Genomic DNA, 14,138 nt, shown 5'->3' with positions numbered 1-14,138 from the left:
TGGTAGTCGGCCCGGGTCGGGGAAAAGTTCCCGACGTGGCGCAGACCATCCAAGGGCCGAACGACCCTGACGCGCCGCCGACTGCCGCGTAACCTGGTGTGTCGTGATCCCTGTCCCGCGTGACTCCGGTGCCGCCGCTGCGGCAGAGCCGGCCGACGAGGTCGCCCGGGACCCGGCAACCGAGTGGGCGCTGACCGCCCGCGACGGTGACCCCACCGCCCAGGCGGCGTTCGTCCGGCTGACCCAGGCCGAGGTCTGGCGGTTCGCCGCCGCCCTGGTCGACCCGGACAGCGCCGACGACCTGGCCCAGGAGACCTACCTGCGGGCGTTCCGGGCACTGCCCGCCTTCGAGGGTCGCTCCAGCGCCCGCACCTGGCTGCTCGGCATCGCCCGGCGGGCCTGCGCCGACCACCTGCGCACCGTCGTCAGGCGGCGGCGGCTCGACGAGCGCCTGACGGCGAACGCGTACACCGACCGACCGCACCCGGACCCGGCCGGCCAGTTCGGCGCCGCCGACCTGGTCCGTCGCCTCGGCCCCGAGCGGCGCTCGGCGTTCGTGCTCACCCAACTGCTCGGCCTGTCGTACGCCGAGGCCGCGGCCGTCGAAGGGGTGCCGGTGGGCACCATCCGGTCCCGGGTCGCCCGGGCCCGAGACGACCTGGTCGAGGCGGTCGGCGACGCCCTGGCCGGCTGAACGCGGAACTTCCGGCGCGGACGGGACGACAAATGAGCGTGACAGCACCTTCCAGCCGGGGTCACCGTTGGCCCCGGGTCCGCCCGTGGCTCGGCGTCGCGGCCCGACTCGGCCTCGCCGCAGTCTGGCTGATCGCCGGCGCGTCGAAGGTCAGCGACCTCGCCGCCTCCGGGCGGGCGGTCAACGCGTACCAGGTGATGCCGTACGACGTGGCGACCGTGATCGGCGCGGCGCTGCCCTTCGTCGAGCTGGCGTTGGGCGTGCTGCTGCTGCTCGGGCTTGCCACCCGGCTCGTCGCCGGGGTGTCCGCCGCGCTGCTGGTGGTCTTCATCGCGGGGATCGCCTCGGCCTGGGCGCGTGGGCTGGCCATCGACTGCGGCTGCTTCGGCAGCGGCGGGCAACTGGCCGCGGGGCAGGCACCCAGTTACCTCCCGGAGATCCTCCGGGACCTGGGATTCTTGGCTCTGGCCGGATTTCTGCTGATCTGGCCGCGTACGCCGGTATCGGTGGACGGGTGGGTGTCCGGCGAACCCGTTGTGGAGGACGAGGATGAGTAGTCGCAAGGGGCAGCGGGACGCCGCCCGGGTGGTCCGCGAGCAGTTGGCCCGCGAGCGGCGCCGCCGCCGCACGATCTGGGTCTCCGCCGCCGCTGTCGTCGTCCTGGTCGTCGCCGGCGTCATCGGGTGGGCCGTCTGGTCCAACCAGCGCTCCGACAGCTTCACCACCCCACCCGGCGCCAACGCGGAGGGCACCGGCATCGTCACCGGCGGCGGGCCGGTCACCGTCGACGTCTACGAGGACTTCCTCTGCCCGGCCTGCAAGCAGTTCGAGCAGGCCAGCGGGTCCACGCTCGAACAGTTGGTGGCCGAGAACAAGGCGAAGGTGGTCTACCACCCGGTCGCGTACCTCAACCGTTTCTCCACCACCGACTACTCCACCCGCTCCTCGGCCGCCTCCGGTTGCGCGGCGGCCGGCGGCAAGTACCACGAGTACGCCAAGGCGCTCTTCGCCCAGCAGCCGCCGGAGGGCAGCGCGGGGCTCACCGACGACAAGCTCATCGACATCGGCACCAGCGTGGGCCTGGACCGGGGCTCCTTCGGCAGCTGCGTCAAGGACGGCACGTACAAGAGTTGGACCGAACACGTCACCGAAGACGCCAGCCAGAGCAACGTCACCGGCACGCCAACCGTCAAGGTCAACGGTCAACCCGTCGAGAATCCCACCCCGGACGCGCTCACCGCAGCCGTGGCGGCGGCCGGCAAGTGATCCGTACCCTGCTGGGCCGCGCCGGCCTGATCGCCGCCGCAGCCGGCCTGGTGACAGTGATCAGCGCGGCGCCCGCCGCCGCGCACGGCGCGGACGCACCGGACGGCACCGACTACCGCACCCGGACAACCGGGGTCGCACCCGCGCGGCCAGGGCTTGAGGCACGCGTCATCGAGGCGGGCGCCCGACTGGAGCTGACCAACCGCACCGGCCGCACCATCGAGGTCATCGGCTACTCCGGCGAGCCGTACCTGCGCGTCGGCCCGGACGGGGTCTTCGAGAACAGCCACTCCCCCGCCACGTACCTGAACCGCACCATCGCCGGGGACACCTCGCTCCCGGCTGAGGCGGACCCGGCCGCCGCACCCTCCTGGCAACGGATCGACGACGGCACCACGGCGCGCTGGCACGACCAGCGCGCGCTGTGGCAGGAGTCGGCACCACCGGCCGCGGTACGCGCCGCACCGGACCGCGAGCACCGGGTCCGGGACTGGGCGATCCCGCTGCGCGACGGCACCGACCCGGTGATGATCGGCGGCACGCTGGACTGGGTGCCGCCGCCGGACGCGTACACCTGGTGGGCCGTGACCATCGTGGGGCTGCTCGCGGTGGGCGCGCTCGGCCTGTTCGCCGCCACCGCCCCGGCCGGCGCCCGCGCGCTGTCCGCGCTCGGCGTGTTGCTGATCGTCGGCGGCGCGCTGGCCGTCGGGTACCCGGTGGGACGGGAGTTGGACGCCGGCGCCCAGGGCGTGGGCGGGGTGCTGGTGGGGCTGCTCTCCGGGCAGATCTGGCCCCTGTTCACCGGCCTCGGCGCGATCGCCGCCGGGTGGTACGCGCTGACCCGCCGCCCGGCCGCCGACTTCGTGATCGCCCTCGCCGGGGCCTGCCTGGCACTCTTCGCCGGAGCGTCGAACGCCGCCGTGTTCTCCCGCGCCATCGCCCCGGTGCCCTGGTCACCCGCGGCCGCCCGGGTGATGGTGGCGCTCTTCCTGATCACCGGCGCCGGCGCGACAGCCGCCGGCATCCTGCGCCTGCACGCCACCTCGCGCACCACCACCACCGCAACAGCAACCCCAACCCCAACCCCAACCCCCTAACCCCCGCGCCCCGCCCCGCCCGCGCCTCCGCGCCCCGCCCCCTGGCCGCGCCGATCTTGCACTTTGGGTTGGCCATATGCGGCTTTCACCCCAAAGGCGGGGACAGAAAGTGCAAGATCGGCAGGGCAGGGCGGGGCAGGGCGGGGGCTAGGGGTTTGGGGTGAAGCCTTGGGGGAGTTCCAGGCGGTGTTTTGCCAGCAGCTCGGCGTCGTTGAGCAGGGTGGTGGTCGGGGCGTCGGCGACGATCCGGCCGTTGTCCAGGATCACCGAGCGCTCACACAGCTCCGCCGCGTACGGCAGGTCGTGCGTGACCATCAGCAGGGTCACCGGCAGGCCGCGCAGGATCTCGGCGAGTTCCCGACGGGCCGCCGGGTCCAGGTTCGACGACGGCTCGTCGAGCACCAGGATCTCCGGGTGCATGGCGAGCACGGTGGCCACCGCCACCCGGCGACGCTGTCCGAACGACAGGTGCTGCGGGGCCCGGTCCCGGTGCTCACTCATCCCCACCGCGGCGAGCGCCTCGTCCACCCGGGTGGCCAACTCGGCCCCGCGCAGACCCAGGTTCGCCGGCCCGAACGCCACGTCCTCCGCCACCGTGGGCAGGAACAACTGGTCGTCCGGATCCTGGAAGACGATGCCCACCCGGCGGCGTACCTCGGCCAGGGTGGCCCGATCCGGGGTGACCGTCAGCCCGCCGACGCTCACGCTGCCCTCGGTCGGGGTGAGGATGCCGTTGAGGTGCAGCACCAGCGTGGTCTTGCCGGCTCCGTTGGGCCCGAGCAGCGCCACCCGGTCGCCACGCGGCACGTTCAGGTCGACCCCCTGCAGGGCGACGTGCCCGTCCGGGTACGCGTAGCGAACGCCCCGAACGTCCAGCGAGACAGCGGTCTGCACGACACCGATCATGACAGCACGACGGCGGTGGCGGCGATGGAGGCCGCCAACACCGGCACGGTCGCCGCGACCAGCCACTGACCGGCGCTCGCCGCACCCTCGCCCTGCCAGACGGCGGGCATCCGCCCGGTGTAGCCCCGGGACAGCATCGCCAGATAGACCCGCTCGCCACGCTCGAAGGCGCGCAGGAACAACGCCCCGATCCCAGCGGCGAAGCCGCGCAGCTGCCACAGGAAGCGCGGGTCGTCGCCACGGGAGATCCGGGCCACCCGCATCCGCCGCGCCTCGCCGACCAGCACGTCGAGGTAGCGCAGCATGAACGTGGCGATCTGGGTGAGCACCTGCGGGCAGTGCAGCCGGTCCAGCCCCACGATCAGGTCCCGGGTGGTGGTGGTCGCGGCGAGCAGCAGCGAGGCGAGCACCCCCAGGGTGCCCTTGGCCAGGATGTTCCACGCGCCGTGCAGCCCGTCCTCGGACAGCCGCAGGCCCAGCACCTCGACCCGGTCGCCGCTGCCGAGGAACGGCAGGGCGACCGCGAACAGCACGAACGGCAGCTCGATCAACGCCCGGCTGAGCAACCACCGTGGGCCCACCCGGGCCAGCGCCGCCACCGCCGCCACCAGCACGGCGTACGCGCCGAAGGCCCAGAACGCCTCGCGTGGAGTGGCCACCACGGCGAGAGTGAAGACCACCATCGCCACGATCTTGACCTCGGGCGGGAGCCGGTGCACCGGCGAGTCCGACTCGCGGTACAGCACGTGCCCGTGACCGGCACCCATCCGCGTACCCCTGCTCAGCTTGCCGCGTCGGCGCGGCGCCGGACGTCGCCGGACGTCGCGGGGTCGCCCCCGGTGGGCGTCGCCGCGTCGGCGTCGGTCGGCGTGCCGCCTCGACGGCGCAGCAGCCAGAACCCGCCGGCCCCGATCGCGAAGGTGACCAGCACCCCGAGCACCCCCGAGAGGCCGGTGGAGACGAAGCTGTTCTCCACGCCCCGTACGCCGTAGTCGGCGAGTGGGCTGTCCCCCAGCTCGTGGTCCTTTACCTGCTGGGCCGGGCAGCTCCCCCCGACGATGTTGTCGTCGGCGTCGACGGTGCAGCCCTTGAGCAGAGACGAGTCCAGTCCATCCGGGTGGGAGGAGGCGTAGTTGCTCACCACGCCGGCGAGCAGCAGGGCGACCAGCAGGCCGCCGGCCAGGAAGGCCCAGGAGCGGTTCTTCATCGGACACCTCCGGCGACCGGGACGGCGGGGGCGGCGGGCGCGCGCAGGGATCGCAGCGCGTACACCAGGTCGGGGCGCACCTTCGCGACGGTGAGCACCGTGGTCGCGGTGATCAAACCCTCGCCGATGCCGATCAGCAGGTGGACGCCGGCCATCGTGCCGGCCAGGCCACCCAGGTTGCTGCCCAGGTCGGTGGTGCCACCCAGCCAGTACTCCAGGACGAAGCCCTGCGACGCCACCACCACACTGAGCGTCGCGGCGACGAACGCGGTGACGGCCAGACCGGCCCGCGTGCGGGGCAGCACCCGCAACATCAGCGCGATCAGCGCGTACGCCGCGGCGGTGCCGAGCAACGCCATGTTCGTGATGTTGAGGCCGAGCATCGCCACGCCGCCGTCGCCGAAGATCAGTGCCTGTACGACCAGCACCACGGCCACGCAGAGCGCGCCGACCCACGGGCCGACCAGCATGGCGGCGAGCGCGCCACCGAGCAGGTGACCGCTGACACCGGCCGTGAAGATCGGGAAGTTGAGCATCTGGACGGCGAAGATGAACGCCGCCACCAGGCCGGCCATCGGGGCCAGCCGGTCGTCCAGGTCGCGCCGGCCGCGCAGAACGCAGGCGGTGAGCGCGGCAAGCGCGAGCGCAGCGAAGATCGCTGCCACGGGACCGTCGATGATCCCGTTCGAGATGTGCATCGCCAGTGTCTCCACGCGACCTCCCACGCGTCAGCGGGCCCGACCGGGCCGGCGTGGGTCAGCCTATTTCCCAACCATCGTTGTTGCCAGACTCTGGCAACAACGCATGGGCTTGATCACTCCAGGTCAGGCCCCACCGGCCCGCGCCGCACCCCCACGACCCGACGCGTCGCGCCGGCGGCGGCGCTCGCCGGCACGGCGGTAGGGTCGGGCCATGACCTCGCCCGACCGCCTCTCCCCCGGTGACCCCGCGCCCGAGTTCACCCTCGCCACCGACACCGGCGACCAGCTCTCCCTCGCCGACCTGCGAGGTCGCAAGGTCGTCCTGTACGCCTACCCGGCCGCGATGACTCCCGGCTGCACCAAGCAGGCCTGCGACTTCCGCGACTCGCTCGCCTCACTCCAGGCCGCCGGCTACGAGGTCGTCGGCATCTCCCCGGACAAGCCGGAGAAGCTGGCGAAGTTCCGTGAGCGCGACGCCATCACCTTCCCGCTGGTGTCGGACCCCGACAAGTCGGTGCTGACCGCCTACGGCGCGTACGGCGAGAAGCAGCTCTACGGCAAGACCGTCACCGGCGTGATCCGCTCGACGTTCGTGATCGACGCCGACGGCAAGGTCGAGCGGGCGCTCTACAACGTCAAGGCCACCGGGCACGTCGCCAAGCTCCGCCGCGACCTCGGCCTGGACTGACCTGTCGTACCGGATCGCTACGGTCCGTCAGTGGTTCGATACAAGTACACGCCCGAAGCGCTGGCCGCCGCTGCCGCCGTCGCCCGCAACATCACCGAGGTGATGCGGTTGCTCGGCGTACGCGTCAGCGGTGGCTCGCACGCGCACATCAGCCGGCAGCTCAAGCGGTTCGGCATCGACACGTCGCACTTCACGAGGCAGGCCCACAACAAGGGGCGGCGTGGCGAACGACGCACCACATCCGCGCAGCTCCTGGTTGTGCTGCCCGACGGGTCCCGCCGGACGCCCGGCGTGCGGTTGAAGTGGGCGCTCGGCACGCTCGGCGTGCCGGAGGAGTGCGAGGGCTGTGGGATAGGGCCGGTGTGGCGAGGCGCGTCGCTCATCCTGCACGTCGACCACATCAACGGGGACTTCCTCGACAACCGACCACCGAACCTGCGAATCCTGTGCCCGAACTGCCACAGCCAGACCGCGACCTACGCCGGGCGAGGAAAACGGGTTTCCGACCTGCCCATCCTCACGACGCCAACCACTGGGGAGGAACGCTACGGCGGGACGACCGGCTCCGATCGCCGATCGGCCACCCGGACGGAACTCGTCGACCTGTTCGGTCGGGTCGACGCACAGCAGGTGACGGCCCGGGAGGCGGCACGGCAGTTGGGCTGGACTCCGGCGTATCTGCACACGGTTCGGCGAAGGCTCGAGCAGGACGGCCTGCTGAAGCCGCGTCGGAGCCGCGGTTGGCGTTCGATGGCTCATCGCGACGCGGTCATAGAACAGGCACTGGCGCACCCGGATGTCGGACCGAAGCGGCTGTCCGACTTTCTCCGCAATCTGCCTGGTGGGGGATGCCGAGTTGGTCACGGCACGATCTCGACCATCCTCAAGGAGGCCGGGCTCAACACCGCCGAAGCCAGACACTCTAAACTCAGGGAGTTGGCGGGAGTGGCGTAATGGCAGCCGCGCAGGTCTTAGGAACCTGTATCCGGAAGGATGTGGGGGTTCGAATCCCCTCTCCCGCACGGTCAGCAAGCACACCGAGCCGGCGCGGCGATCGGCGCCTCACGTCGGGTCTCGTGCCCGCATGACGGTCGCTCGTGGTCGCGGGCGCGGTTGTCGGGCGCGTCACTGTCGCGGGTCGTGGCCCTGGTCGTTGGGTCAGGATGGCGAGCGTGAGTCTGCGCTTCGTCCTCGACCCTGACCTGACCCCGCAGCTGCGTGCCGAGATCGTCGACCTCTGGGTGGACGTCAGCAACGCCGGCGGGGCGGTCGGCTTCGTGCCACCGGTCACCGCCACCGACGTGCACGTCACCGCCGATCCGACCTTCGCCGGCATCGCCGACGGACCGGACCGGCTGCTGGTCGGCTACTCCGGGGACCGGCTGGCGGCAATGCTGATCTTCAGTGACAACCGTTTTCCGCTCACGGCGCACTGGTGTGTGGTGAAGCGGGTGATGGTCCACCCGGACACCCAGGGCGCCGGCTACGGCTCGGCGCTGATGATGGAGGCCGCCCGGCTGGGCAGGGTGTTGGGTCACGAGGCGCTGCACGTCACGGTGCGCGACGGCCTGGGGTTGGACAAGTTCTACGGCCGCCTCGGGTACCGGGAGATCGGCCGGCTGCCGGGCGCGTTGCGGGTGGCCCCCGATGACGACCGGGACGAGATTCTGATGTGGCTCGATCTGACGGTGGCCGACTGAGCGGTCAGCCCCCGCACCACCGGGCGTTGGCCCGGGCCGAGCTGGTGGCCGGCGCGTCGGTGGCCGGAGCGCTCGTCCTCGCCACCTCGACCGAGCGACGGGTCGGCGTCGGCGTGACGGCGGGTCGGCTGCTCGGCGGTCGGGTCGACGCGGGCGTACGGCGTGTGGCGGCCCCGGCGCCGGGTGCGTACATCCGGACCGTGCTGTTCTGCACCTGGCCCGGTGCCATCCGGATGCCGCCGACGGTGACCCGGTTGCCGTACACGTCGGTGACCCGGACGTTGAACGGGCCCGGCCCGGCGCCGGAGGCGATCAGCCAGTAGTTGTAGTCCTGCCGGGCGGCCGACTGCCAGGGGTCGCTGTCACGCTGCCGGACCTCGACGGACCGCAGCGGGTTGCCGTGGTTGCCGACGCGGACGGCGAACCACCACTGCGACGCGCCCTCCTTGATCCGGAAGGTGAGTGGTCCGGGCAACGGCGGGTTGACCACCGCGCGGTAGGTGACCGGAACGAGGCCCTGGACCGGGTCGGCGATCCGGGCGAACGCCTCGCGGGACAGGTCGAGGTGCCCGGGCTCGCACTCCGGGCACTGGTCCATGATGAGCACCCGGACGGTGCCCTTGGGGCCGACGACGTCGAGGAATCCGCCGCAGGCGGCACCGGCGGAGTATTCGGTCGGTCCGAGCGCGACGTAGAGCCGGTTGGCCGGGGCGGCCGGGTTCGAGCAGTTGCCGCCGGCGCCCTTGGAGTCGTAGAAGGTGGCCTTGCCGGTGTGCGTGGCGTTGCCGGTGGGCGGCGCGGCGGCCAGCGTCCGGCCGGCGGCGCAGGCCGGGGTGGAGCCGGAGCGCAGGGTGAGGGTGAGCCCGAGCGTCGCCGCGAGGACGGTGACGCCGGTGGCGACCAGCCAGGGCTTCGCGCCGGACGACGGCGCGGGCCGGTCCTCTGGAGGATGGTCCAGGTCGATGTTGATGTCGACAGCGCTTCCGTCCGTCACGACGGCGATGCTGCCGGACCCGGTCGGGTACCGACAAGCGGGCTAAGCCAAAGCTAAGACAGCATCGACGGACGGTGATCGTGGGGTGCCGATTGCTGGTCGGCGGCCCGGTCAGGGCGCGACGGTGATCGGGGCGTGCACCGCCACGGGTCCGCTGTCGAGCGGCACCAGGTTCAGTCCGAAGAGGAGTTTCTGCTTGACGTTGCGGTGCCGCCCGAGGGTGCGCAGCGGCTCCTTGGTGCGTACCCCGGTCTCCTGGTCGGTGGTGGTCACCACGCAGCGGTCGCACGGCCCGGCGGCCTGGAACGTCCGGTCGCCGATGCGCAGCCGCCGACCCACCCAGTCGTCCTCGGCCCACGCCGGCGCACCACCGACGACCAGGTTGGGTCGGAACCGGGTCATCGGCACCGGTTCCTCGCCCGCCTCGGCCAGCCAGTCGTTGAGGGCGTCGAGGGAGGCGGCGTTCGCCAGCAGCACCGGGTAGGCGTCGGCGAAACTGACCTGGTCACCGGTGTCGTGTTCGCGGGTTCCGGCGGCCAGGTGGCGGGTCGGGTGGGCCAGCCAGACCAGTCGGACCGGTCGGCCGAGCAGGGCGCCGAGCCACTCGTCGGCTGCCTGGCCGGCCGGCAGCGCGGGGACGGGGAAGGTGCGGCTGCGAAAGGTACGCACCGCGACCGGTTCTCCGCCGGTCGGCTCGGGCACGTCGAGGTCGGGTTGCCCGTCGGCGCGCAGCGACAGACCTCCGGGGCGCACGGCGGCGTGCAGGTCGACGAGCCGGGTCGTGTCCCGCTGGGTGACGCCGACCCCGTCGGCGTCCACGACCATCCAGCGCCGGTCGCCGGCCAGGCCCCACTGGTGCACGAACGCGCCGTCGTGGTCGAGCCGGTGACAACCCTTGATGGGGTACGTGTGAATCGAGGTCAGCCGCACCCGGCTACCATGCCACGCCGATCCCGTCGCCCGGGTACCAGTGGTTGGCCGGGCTCTCCCGGTAGGCGAGGAAGCGCCGGCCGGTGCGTTCGGCGTGTTCGGCGAGCACGTTGGTGCTGGTGACGTTGTCGGTGAGCAGGATCGCGCCGGGGGCGAGCTTGGGCTCGACGGCGTCGAACTCACGCTTCTCGTGGGCGCGGCTGTGGTCGCTGTCGTGCAGGAACAGGTCTACCGGGCGGTCCAGCGCGCCGATCGAGGCGATCGAGTCGCCGATCACCAGGTCGACGACCTCCGACCACGGCGCGACCCGGGCGAGGTAGCCGGCCTCGGGGTTGATGTCCAGGGAGGTGACCCGGCCCGGGTGCCCCTCCTGCGCGTTGCGCAGCAGGGCGGACGCCAGGACGACGCTGCCGAGTCCCTTGTCGACACCGGTCTCGACGACATGGGTGGGGCGGGTGGCACGGACGATGGCGTACCAGCCGATCCGCCGGGCGTAGCGGATCTCCTTGTCGGCGAGGCCGCGCCGGTCGGAGGCGGCGATCGCCGCGAGGAGGTGCTGGCGCAGGCCGTCGTCCGACTCGATCTCGCCGAGGTACGCCCGTACCTGTTTGACCGGGATGTCGCAGACCACGCTGACGAACCAGGCGAGGTGGTTGCGGCTCAACGAGGTGAGGTCGTACGTGTAGTTGTGGTGTTCGCGGGAGGTCAGCAGCCAGCGCGCCGAGCGGCCCAGCACCTTCGCGTCGTGCCGTGCGATCGTGCGAAGCCTCTTGGGAAAGGCGGCAATCGGGGCGAGTGGGGTACGCGCGACGGCCCGTCGGAGCTTGATTCGATCCACGGGTGCCGTTGTAGCAGGGTTCGGACGGCGGCGGGAGGGTCATCGCGAAAGCCGATGGTTACGTTGTTTCCGCCCTCCCGCCGGGGCGGCAGAATAGGGCCTGGGAAGCGCTCCCGGGCCGGCGTTACCGGCAGTCCGTCCGAACGCAGGGCCGGGTTCGCCGCACCGGTCGGCAGGCGTGCGATACCCGAAAGGACGAGGGTGCACGGCAGGCACACGCAATCAGTAGCATCGCCGGCATGTCTGGTGCTCAGCGGTACACCGATGCCGACACCGAATTCTTCGATCCACACGCAGTCGATCCGCACGAGGATGTCCCGGCCGGGGGCAAGCGGCGACGTCGTGGTCCTCGCTGGCGTCGCGTCCTCGTCATCTGCCTGGTAGTCGCGGCGATCCTGGGCGGCGGCAGCATGATCGGTGGCGCCCTCTATCTCCGGTCTGTCGAGAAGGACATCGACCGGGTGGATGCCTTCGCCGACGTTCCCGAGGAGGGTCGTCCGCAGGCGGTGGCCAACGGCGCGATGAACATCCTGATCCTGGGGAGCGATTCCCGCGACCCGGAGAGCACTGGCGGCTCGCGCACGGACACCATCATCGTCGCGCACATCCCGAAGGACCGGGCCAGCGCGCAACTCGTCTCGATCCCTCGGGACACCTGGGTGAACGTGCCGAAGGCGAAGAACGGGGGGCACGGCGGCCGCGACGCGAAGATCAACGCAGCGTACGCCTGGGGTGGCATTCCGCTGATGGTGCAAACAGTCGAATCGTTCACCACGGTGCGAATCGACCACGTCATGATTGTGGACTTCGCTGGCTTCAAGGAGATCATCGACGCCCTGGACGGCGTCGACATCAACGCGGAGAAGTCGTTCACGTCGATCCACCCGCCGTTCCGCAAGTTCGAGCAGGGAATGCAGCGGATGGACGGTGAGACGGCCCTGGACTACTCCCGCCAGCGCAAACAGTTCGCCGACGGCGACTTCGCCCGCATCCGTCACCAGCAGCAGGTCATCAAGGCCATCCTCGACAAGGCCGTGTCCGGCGGCATCGTCACCAATCCCGGGCGGCTCAACTCCTTCGTCAAGGCGACCTCGAGCGCCGTGTCGGTGGACGAGAAGATGTCGCTCGTCAGCATGGCGACAGACCTGCGGAGCCTTCGCGGCCGTAACCTCACCTTCGTCACCAGCCCGACGAAGGGCACCGGCCGAGTGGGCAGCGAGAGCGTCGTCTTCGCGAACACCGAGAAGGCGAAGACCTTCTACGATGCCGTGCGCCGGGACTCCGTCGACGAGATTCTCGCCAGTTCCAAGTAACACCCCAGGCCGGCGGCTGTTGCCGGCCGCCGCCTTGTCTCGAATTACGGACCGGCCAGGTCAGCCGGCCCTCACGGGGAGGTCCACAATGTCCAACCAGCCCGCCATGTGGCACCGGCCGGCACCGGCCGATGACCGCGACGGCAACGCCACCGATGCCCAGGGCGACGGTGAGGGGGACGACGAGGGGAGCCTCGGCGGGAGTCGCCCTCCCGCCTACCAATCTCCCGGCTATCAGTCCGCCGGTTACCAGACGCCCGGCTACCAGTCGCACGGCTACCAGACCCCTGGTCACCAGACTCCCGGCTACCAGACGCATGGCTACGAGGCCCCCGGCTACGAGACTCCGGCCTTCCCCTCGCCCGCCGACCGGCGCTCGGCCCCGCCCGCACCGGCACCCGCGCAGGCGCCTGCGCCTGAAGAGCACGAGCCTCGCGCCGGCCTGGACACGACGGCTGTCCTGCCGTACGCCGGCTCGCGCGCCTCGACCCGGACCCGGTGGCTCCGGGCCTGGATGATGACCGCGCCGGTCGACGTCCTGGCGCTGCTGACGCCGCTACTGGTCACCCAGCAGTACTGGCGCGGCACCCTGGCCATGACGGTCCTGACCGTGATCGTCTTCGCCAGCGGCGGCCTCTACCGGGCACGACGGCACGTGAGCTTCCTCGACGAGGTGCCGAGCCTCTGCGGGCGTCTGTTGGCCGCGGCGTCCGCGGTCGCCATCGTCGCGGCGATGCGCCACGAATCCGCCGAGTACGTCTTCAGCTTCACCCGCGGTGTCGCCGCGTCGGCGGGGCTGGTCATCCTGGGGCGGGCTGTCACCCGCGAATTCGCCATCGTCGCCCGCAAGCGCCGGTGGGTCGAGCACAACACCATCATCGTCGGCAGTGGCCCCACCGCCGTGGAACTCGCCCGGCTCCTGCGCCGCTACCCCCAGTACGGCCTGCGCTTCGTGGGTTGTGTCGACACCCCGGACGGCCCGTCGGCGCTGCCGCTGATCGGATCCCTCGACGACCTCGACAGCCTCGTACGGCTGCGCGAGTGCGACGTGGTGATCGTCGCGGACGCGAGCTGCTCCGAGACCTCACTCATGGAGATCCTGGCCCGGCCACGGACGGCAGAGTGCGACCTGTGGGCGGCCACCCCCCTCTGGGGGTCCCGTTCGCACGGCGACCACATCGGCGCCGTCCCGGTCGTCAGCATCGGCGACATCACCCTCTCCGGCCCGCAGTCCGCGCTCAAGCGCGCGTCGGACATCGCGTTCGCCTCCGTGGCGCTGCTCCTGCTGAGCCCGGTGCTCCTCATCTGCGCGGTCGCCACGCTCATCGACGGCGGCCCCGGCATCTTCTTCTACCAGGAGCGCATCGGTCGGCACGGCCGGCCTTTCAACATCATCAAGTTCCGGTCCATGCGCCCCGTCGACGAGCACGAGTCGCAGACCAACTGGTCCATCGCCAACGACCGGCGGGTGGGGCCGATCGGCCGGATCATGCGCAGGACCTCCCTCGACGAGCTGCCGCAGCTCTGGAACATCCTCCGTGGCGACATGAGCGTGGTCGGCCCCCGGCCCGAGCGTCCCTACTTCGTCGAGAAGTTCTCGGCCGAATACCCCCAGTACGCGATGCGCCACCGCGTCCCGGTCGGGCTCACCGGCCTGGCGCAGGTCAGCGGGTTGCGCGGCGACACCCCGATCTCCGACCGGGCCCGCTTCGACAACTACTACATCGAGAACTGGTCCCTCTGGCTCGACGTCAAGGTGGTGCTCCGTACGGTGACCGAGGTGTTCCGCGCCGGCGGCCGCTGA

Annotated in this window: 16 protein-coding genes and 1 tRNA gene; 10 read left to right on the top strand and 7 right to left on the bottom strand. The window is 71.4% G+C overall.

The window, feature by feature from the left end; translation table 11 throughout:
* Window positions 1–103 precede the first annotated feature (103 nt).
* The 4 genes from ABTW72_RS26215 to ABTW72_RS26200 are packed head-to-tail and all read left to right on the top strand — an operon-like array spanning window position 104 to window position 3,057.
* The gene (locus ABTW72_RS26215; RefSeq protein WP_350862810.1) at window positions 104–694 is read left to right on the top strand and encodes a sigma-70 family RNA polymerase sigma factor; all 591 of its coding nucleotides are present in this window, start codon (window positions 104–106) and stop codon (window positions 692–694) included.
* Window positions 695–726: 32 nt separating this feature from the next.
* Complete coding sequence (locus ABTW72_RS26210) at window positions 727–1,251, top strand: MauE/DoxX family redox-associated membrane protein (RefSeq protein ID WP_350862807.1); 525 nt, start codon at window positions 727–729, stop codon at window positions 1,249–1,251.
* Complete coding sequence (locus ABTW72_RS26205; protein WP_350862804.1) at window positions 1,244–1,960, top strand: DsbA family protein; 717 nt, start codon at window positions 1,244–1,246, stop codon at window positions 1,958–1,960. The genes ABTW72_RS26210 and ABTW72_RS26205 overlap by 8 nt, the downstream gene beginning before the upstream one ends.
* The gene (locus tag ABTW72_RS26200) at window positions 1,957–3,057 is read left to right on the top strand and encodes a hypothetical protein (RefSeq protein WP_350862801.1); all 1,101 of its coding nucleotides are present in this window, start codon (window positions 1,957–1,959) and stop codon (window positions 3,055–3,057) included. The genes ABTW72_RS26205 and ABTW72_RS26200 overlap by 4 nt, the downstream gene beginning before the upstream one ends.
* A 147-nt stretch (window positions 3,058–3,204) precedes the next feature.
* On the opposite strand, the gene ABTW72_RS26195 is transcribed toward ABTW72_RS26200, so the two are convergent.
* The 4 genes from ABTW72_RS26195 to ABTW72_RS26180 are packed head-to-tail and all read right to left on the bottom strand — an operon-like array spanning window position 3,205 to window position 5,883.
* Window positions 3,205–3,963, bottom strand: a complete 759-nt coding sequence (locus tag ABTW72_RS26195) for an energy-coupling factor ABC transporter ATP-binding protein (protein WP_350862798.1) — start codon at window positions 3,961–3,963, stop codon at window positions 3,205–3,207.
* Window positions 3,960–4,730 carry a cobalt ECF transporter T component CbiQ gene (gene cbiQ, locus ABTW72_RS26190; RefSeq protein ID WP_112601774.1) on the bottom strand — a complete coding sequence of 257 codons (771 nt, stop codon included), beginning with the start codon at window positions 4,728–4,730 and terminating at the stop codon, window positions 3,960–3,962. Before cbiQ ends, ABTW72_RS26195 begins: the two co-directional genes overlap by 4 nt.
* A 14-nt stretch (window positions 4,731–4,744) precedes the next feature.
* On the bottom strand, window positions 4,745–5,170 hold the full coding sequence (locus ABTW72_RS26185) for a PDGLE domain-containing protein (RefSeq protein WP_350862795.1): 426 nt from the start codon (window positions 5,168–5,170) through the stop codon (window positions 4,745–4,747).
* Window positions 5,167–5,883: an energy-coupling factor ABC transporter permease gene (locus ABTW72_RS26180; RefSeq protein ID WP_350862793.1), complete on the bottom strand. Its 717-nt coding sequence runs from the start codon at window positions 5,881–5,883 to the stop codon at window positions 5,167–5,169. Before ABTW72_RS26180 ends, ABTW72_RS26185 begins: the two co-directional genes overlap by 4 nt.
* Window positions 5,884–6,082: 199 nt before the next feature.
* Here ABTW72_RS26180 and bcp point away from each other — a divergent pair, with 199 nt between their 5' ends.
* The 4 genes from bcp to ABTW72_RS26160 all read left to right on the top strand — a co-directional run bounded on the left by bcp (window position 6,083) and on the right by ABTW72_RS26160 (window position 8,259).
* Complete coding sequence (bcp, locus tag ABTW72_RS26175) at window positions 6,083–6,559, top strand: thioredoxin-dependent thiol peroxidase (RefSeq protein ID WP_091393498.1); 477 nt, start codon at window positions 6,083–6,085, stop codon at window positions 6,557–6,559.
* A 30-nt stretch (window positions 6,560–6,589) separates the two neighbouring features.
* Window positions 6,590–7,513: an HNH endonuclease gene (locus tag ABTW72_RS26170; protein WP_350862790.1), complete on the top strand. Its 924-nt coding sequence runs from the start codon at window positions 6,590–6,592 to the stop codon at window positions 7,511–7,513.
* Window positions 7,499–7,581, top strand: a tRNA-Leu gene (locus ABTW72_RS26165). The genes ABTW72_RS26170 and ABTW72_RS26165 overlap by 15 nt, the downstream gene beginning before the upstream one ends.
* A gap of 150 nt (window positions 7,582–7,731) precedes the next feature.
* A complete protein-coding gene (locus ABTW72_RS26160) occupies window positions 7,732–8,259 on the top strand; it encodes a GNAT family N-acetyltransferase (RefSeq protein WP_350862787.1) in 528 nt (175 codons plus the stop codon).
* Between the two features lie 4 nt (window positions 8,260–8,263).
* Here ABTW72_RS26160 and ABTW72_RS26155 read toward each other — a convergent pair whose 3' ends face one another.
* From ABTW72_RS26155 to ABTW72_RS26145, 3 genes are all read right to left on the bottom strand, one after another.
* Window positions 8,264–9,253, bottom strand: a complete 990-nt coding sequence (locus ABTW72_RS26155; protein WP_350862785.1) for an expansin EXLX1 family cellulose-binding protein — start codon at window positions 9,251–9,253, stop codon at window positions 8,264–8,266.
* A 111-nt stretch (window positions 9,254–9,364) separates the two neighbouring features.
* The gene (locus ABTW72_RS26150; protein WP_350862782.1) at window positions 9,365–10,183 is read right to left on the bottom strand and encodes an MOSC domain-containing protein; all 819 of its coding nucleotides are present in this window, start codon (window positions 10,181–10,183) and stop codon (window positions 9,365–9,367) included.
* 4 nt (window positions 10,184–10,187) lie between these two features.
* Window positions 10,188–11,021 carry an O-methyltransferase gene (locus ABTW72_RS26145; RefSeq protein WP_350862779.1) on the bottom strand — a complete coding sequence of 278 codons (834 nt, stop codon included), beginning with the start codon at window positions 11,019–11,021 and terminating at the stop codon, window positions 10,188–10,190.
* A 239-nt stretch (window positions 11,022–11,260) separates the two neighbouring features.
* On the opposite strand from ABTW72_RS26145, the gene ABTW72_RS26140 reads away from it, so the two are divergent.
* Entirely contained in the window at window positions 11,261–12,334 is a 1,074-nt protein-coding gene (locus tag ABTW72_RS26140) for an LCP family protein (protein ID WP_502892246.1), read from the top strand.
* Between the two features lie 88 nt (window positions 12,335–12,422).
* Entirely contained in the window at window positions 12,423–14,138 is a 1,716-nt protein-coding gene (locus ABTW72_RS26135) for an exopolysaccharide biosynthesis polyprenyl glycosylphosphotransferase (RefSeq protein WP_350862776.1), read from the top strand.

It is taken from the genome of Micromonospora sp. NPDC127501, from assembly GCF_040302185.1.
In the GTDB taxonomy this organism is placed as follows: Bacteria; Actinomycetota; Actinomycetes; order Mycobacteriales; family Micromonosporaceae; genus Micromonospora.
The sequence above is the reverse complement of the archived record's forward strand: the minus strand, read 5'-3'. Positions and strand labels throughout refer to the sequence as shown.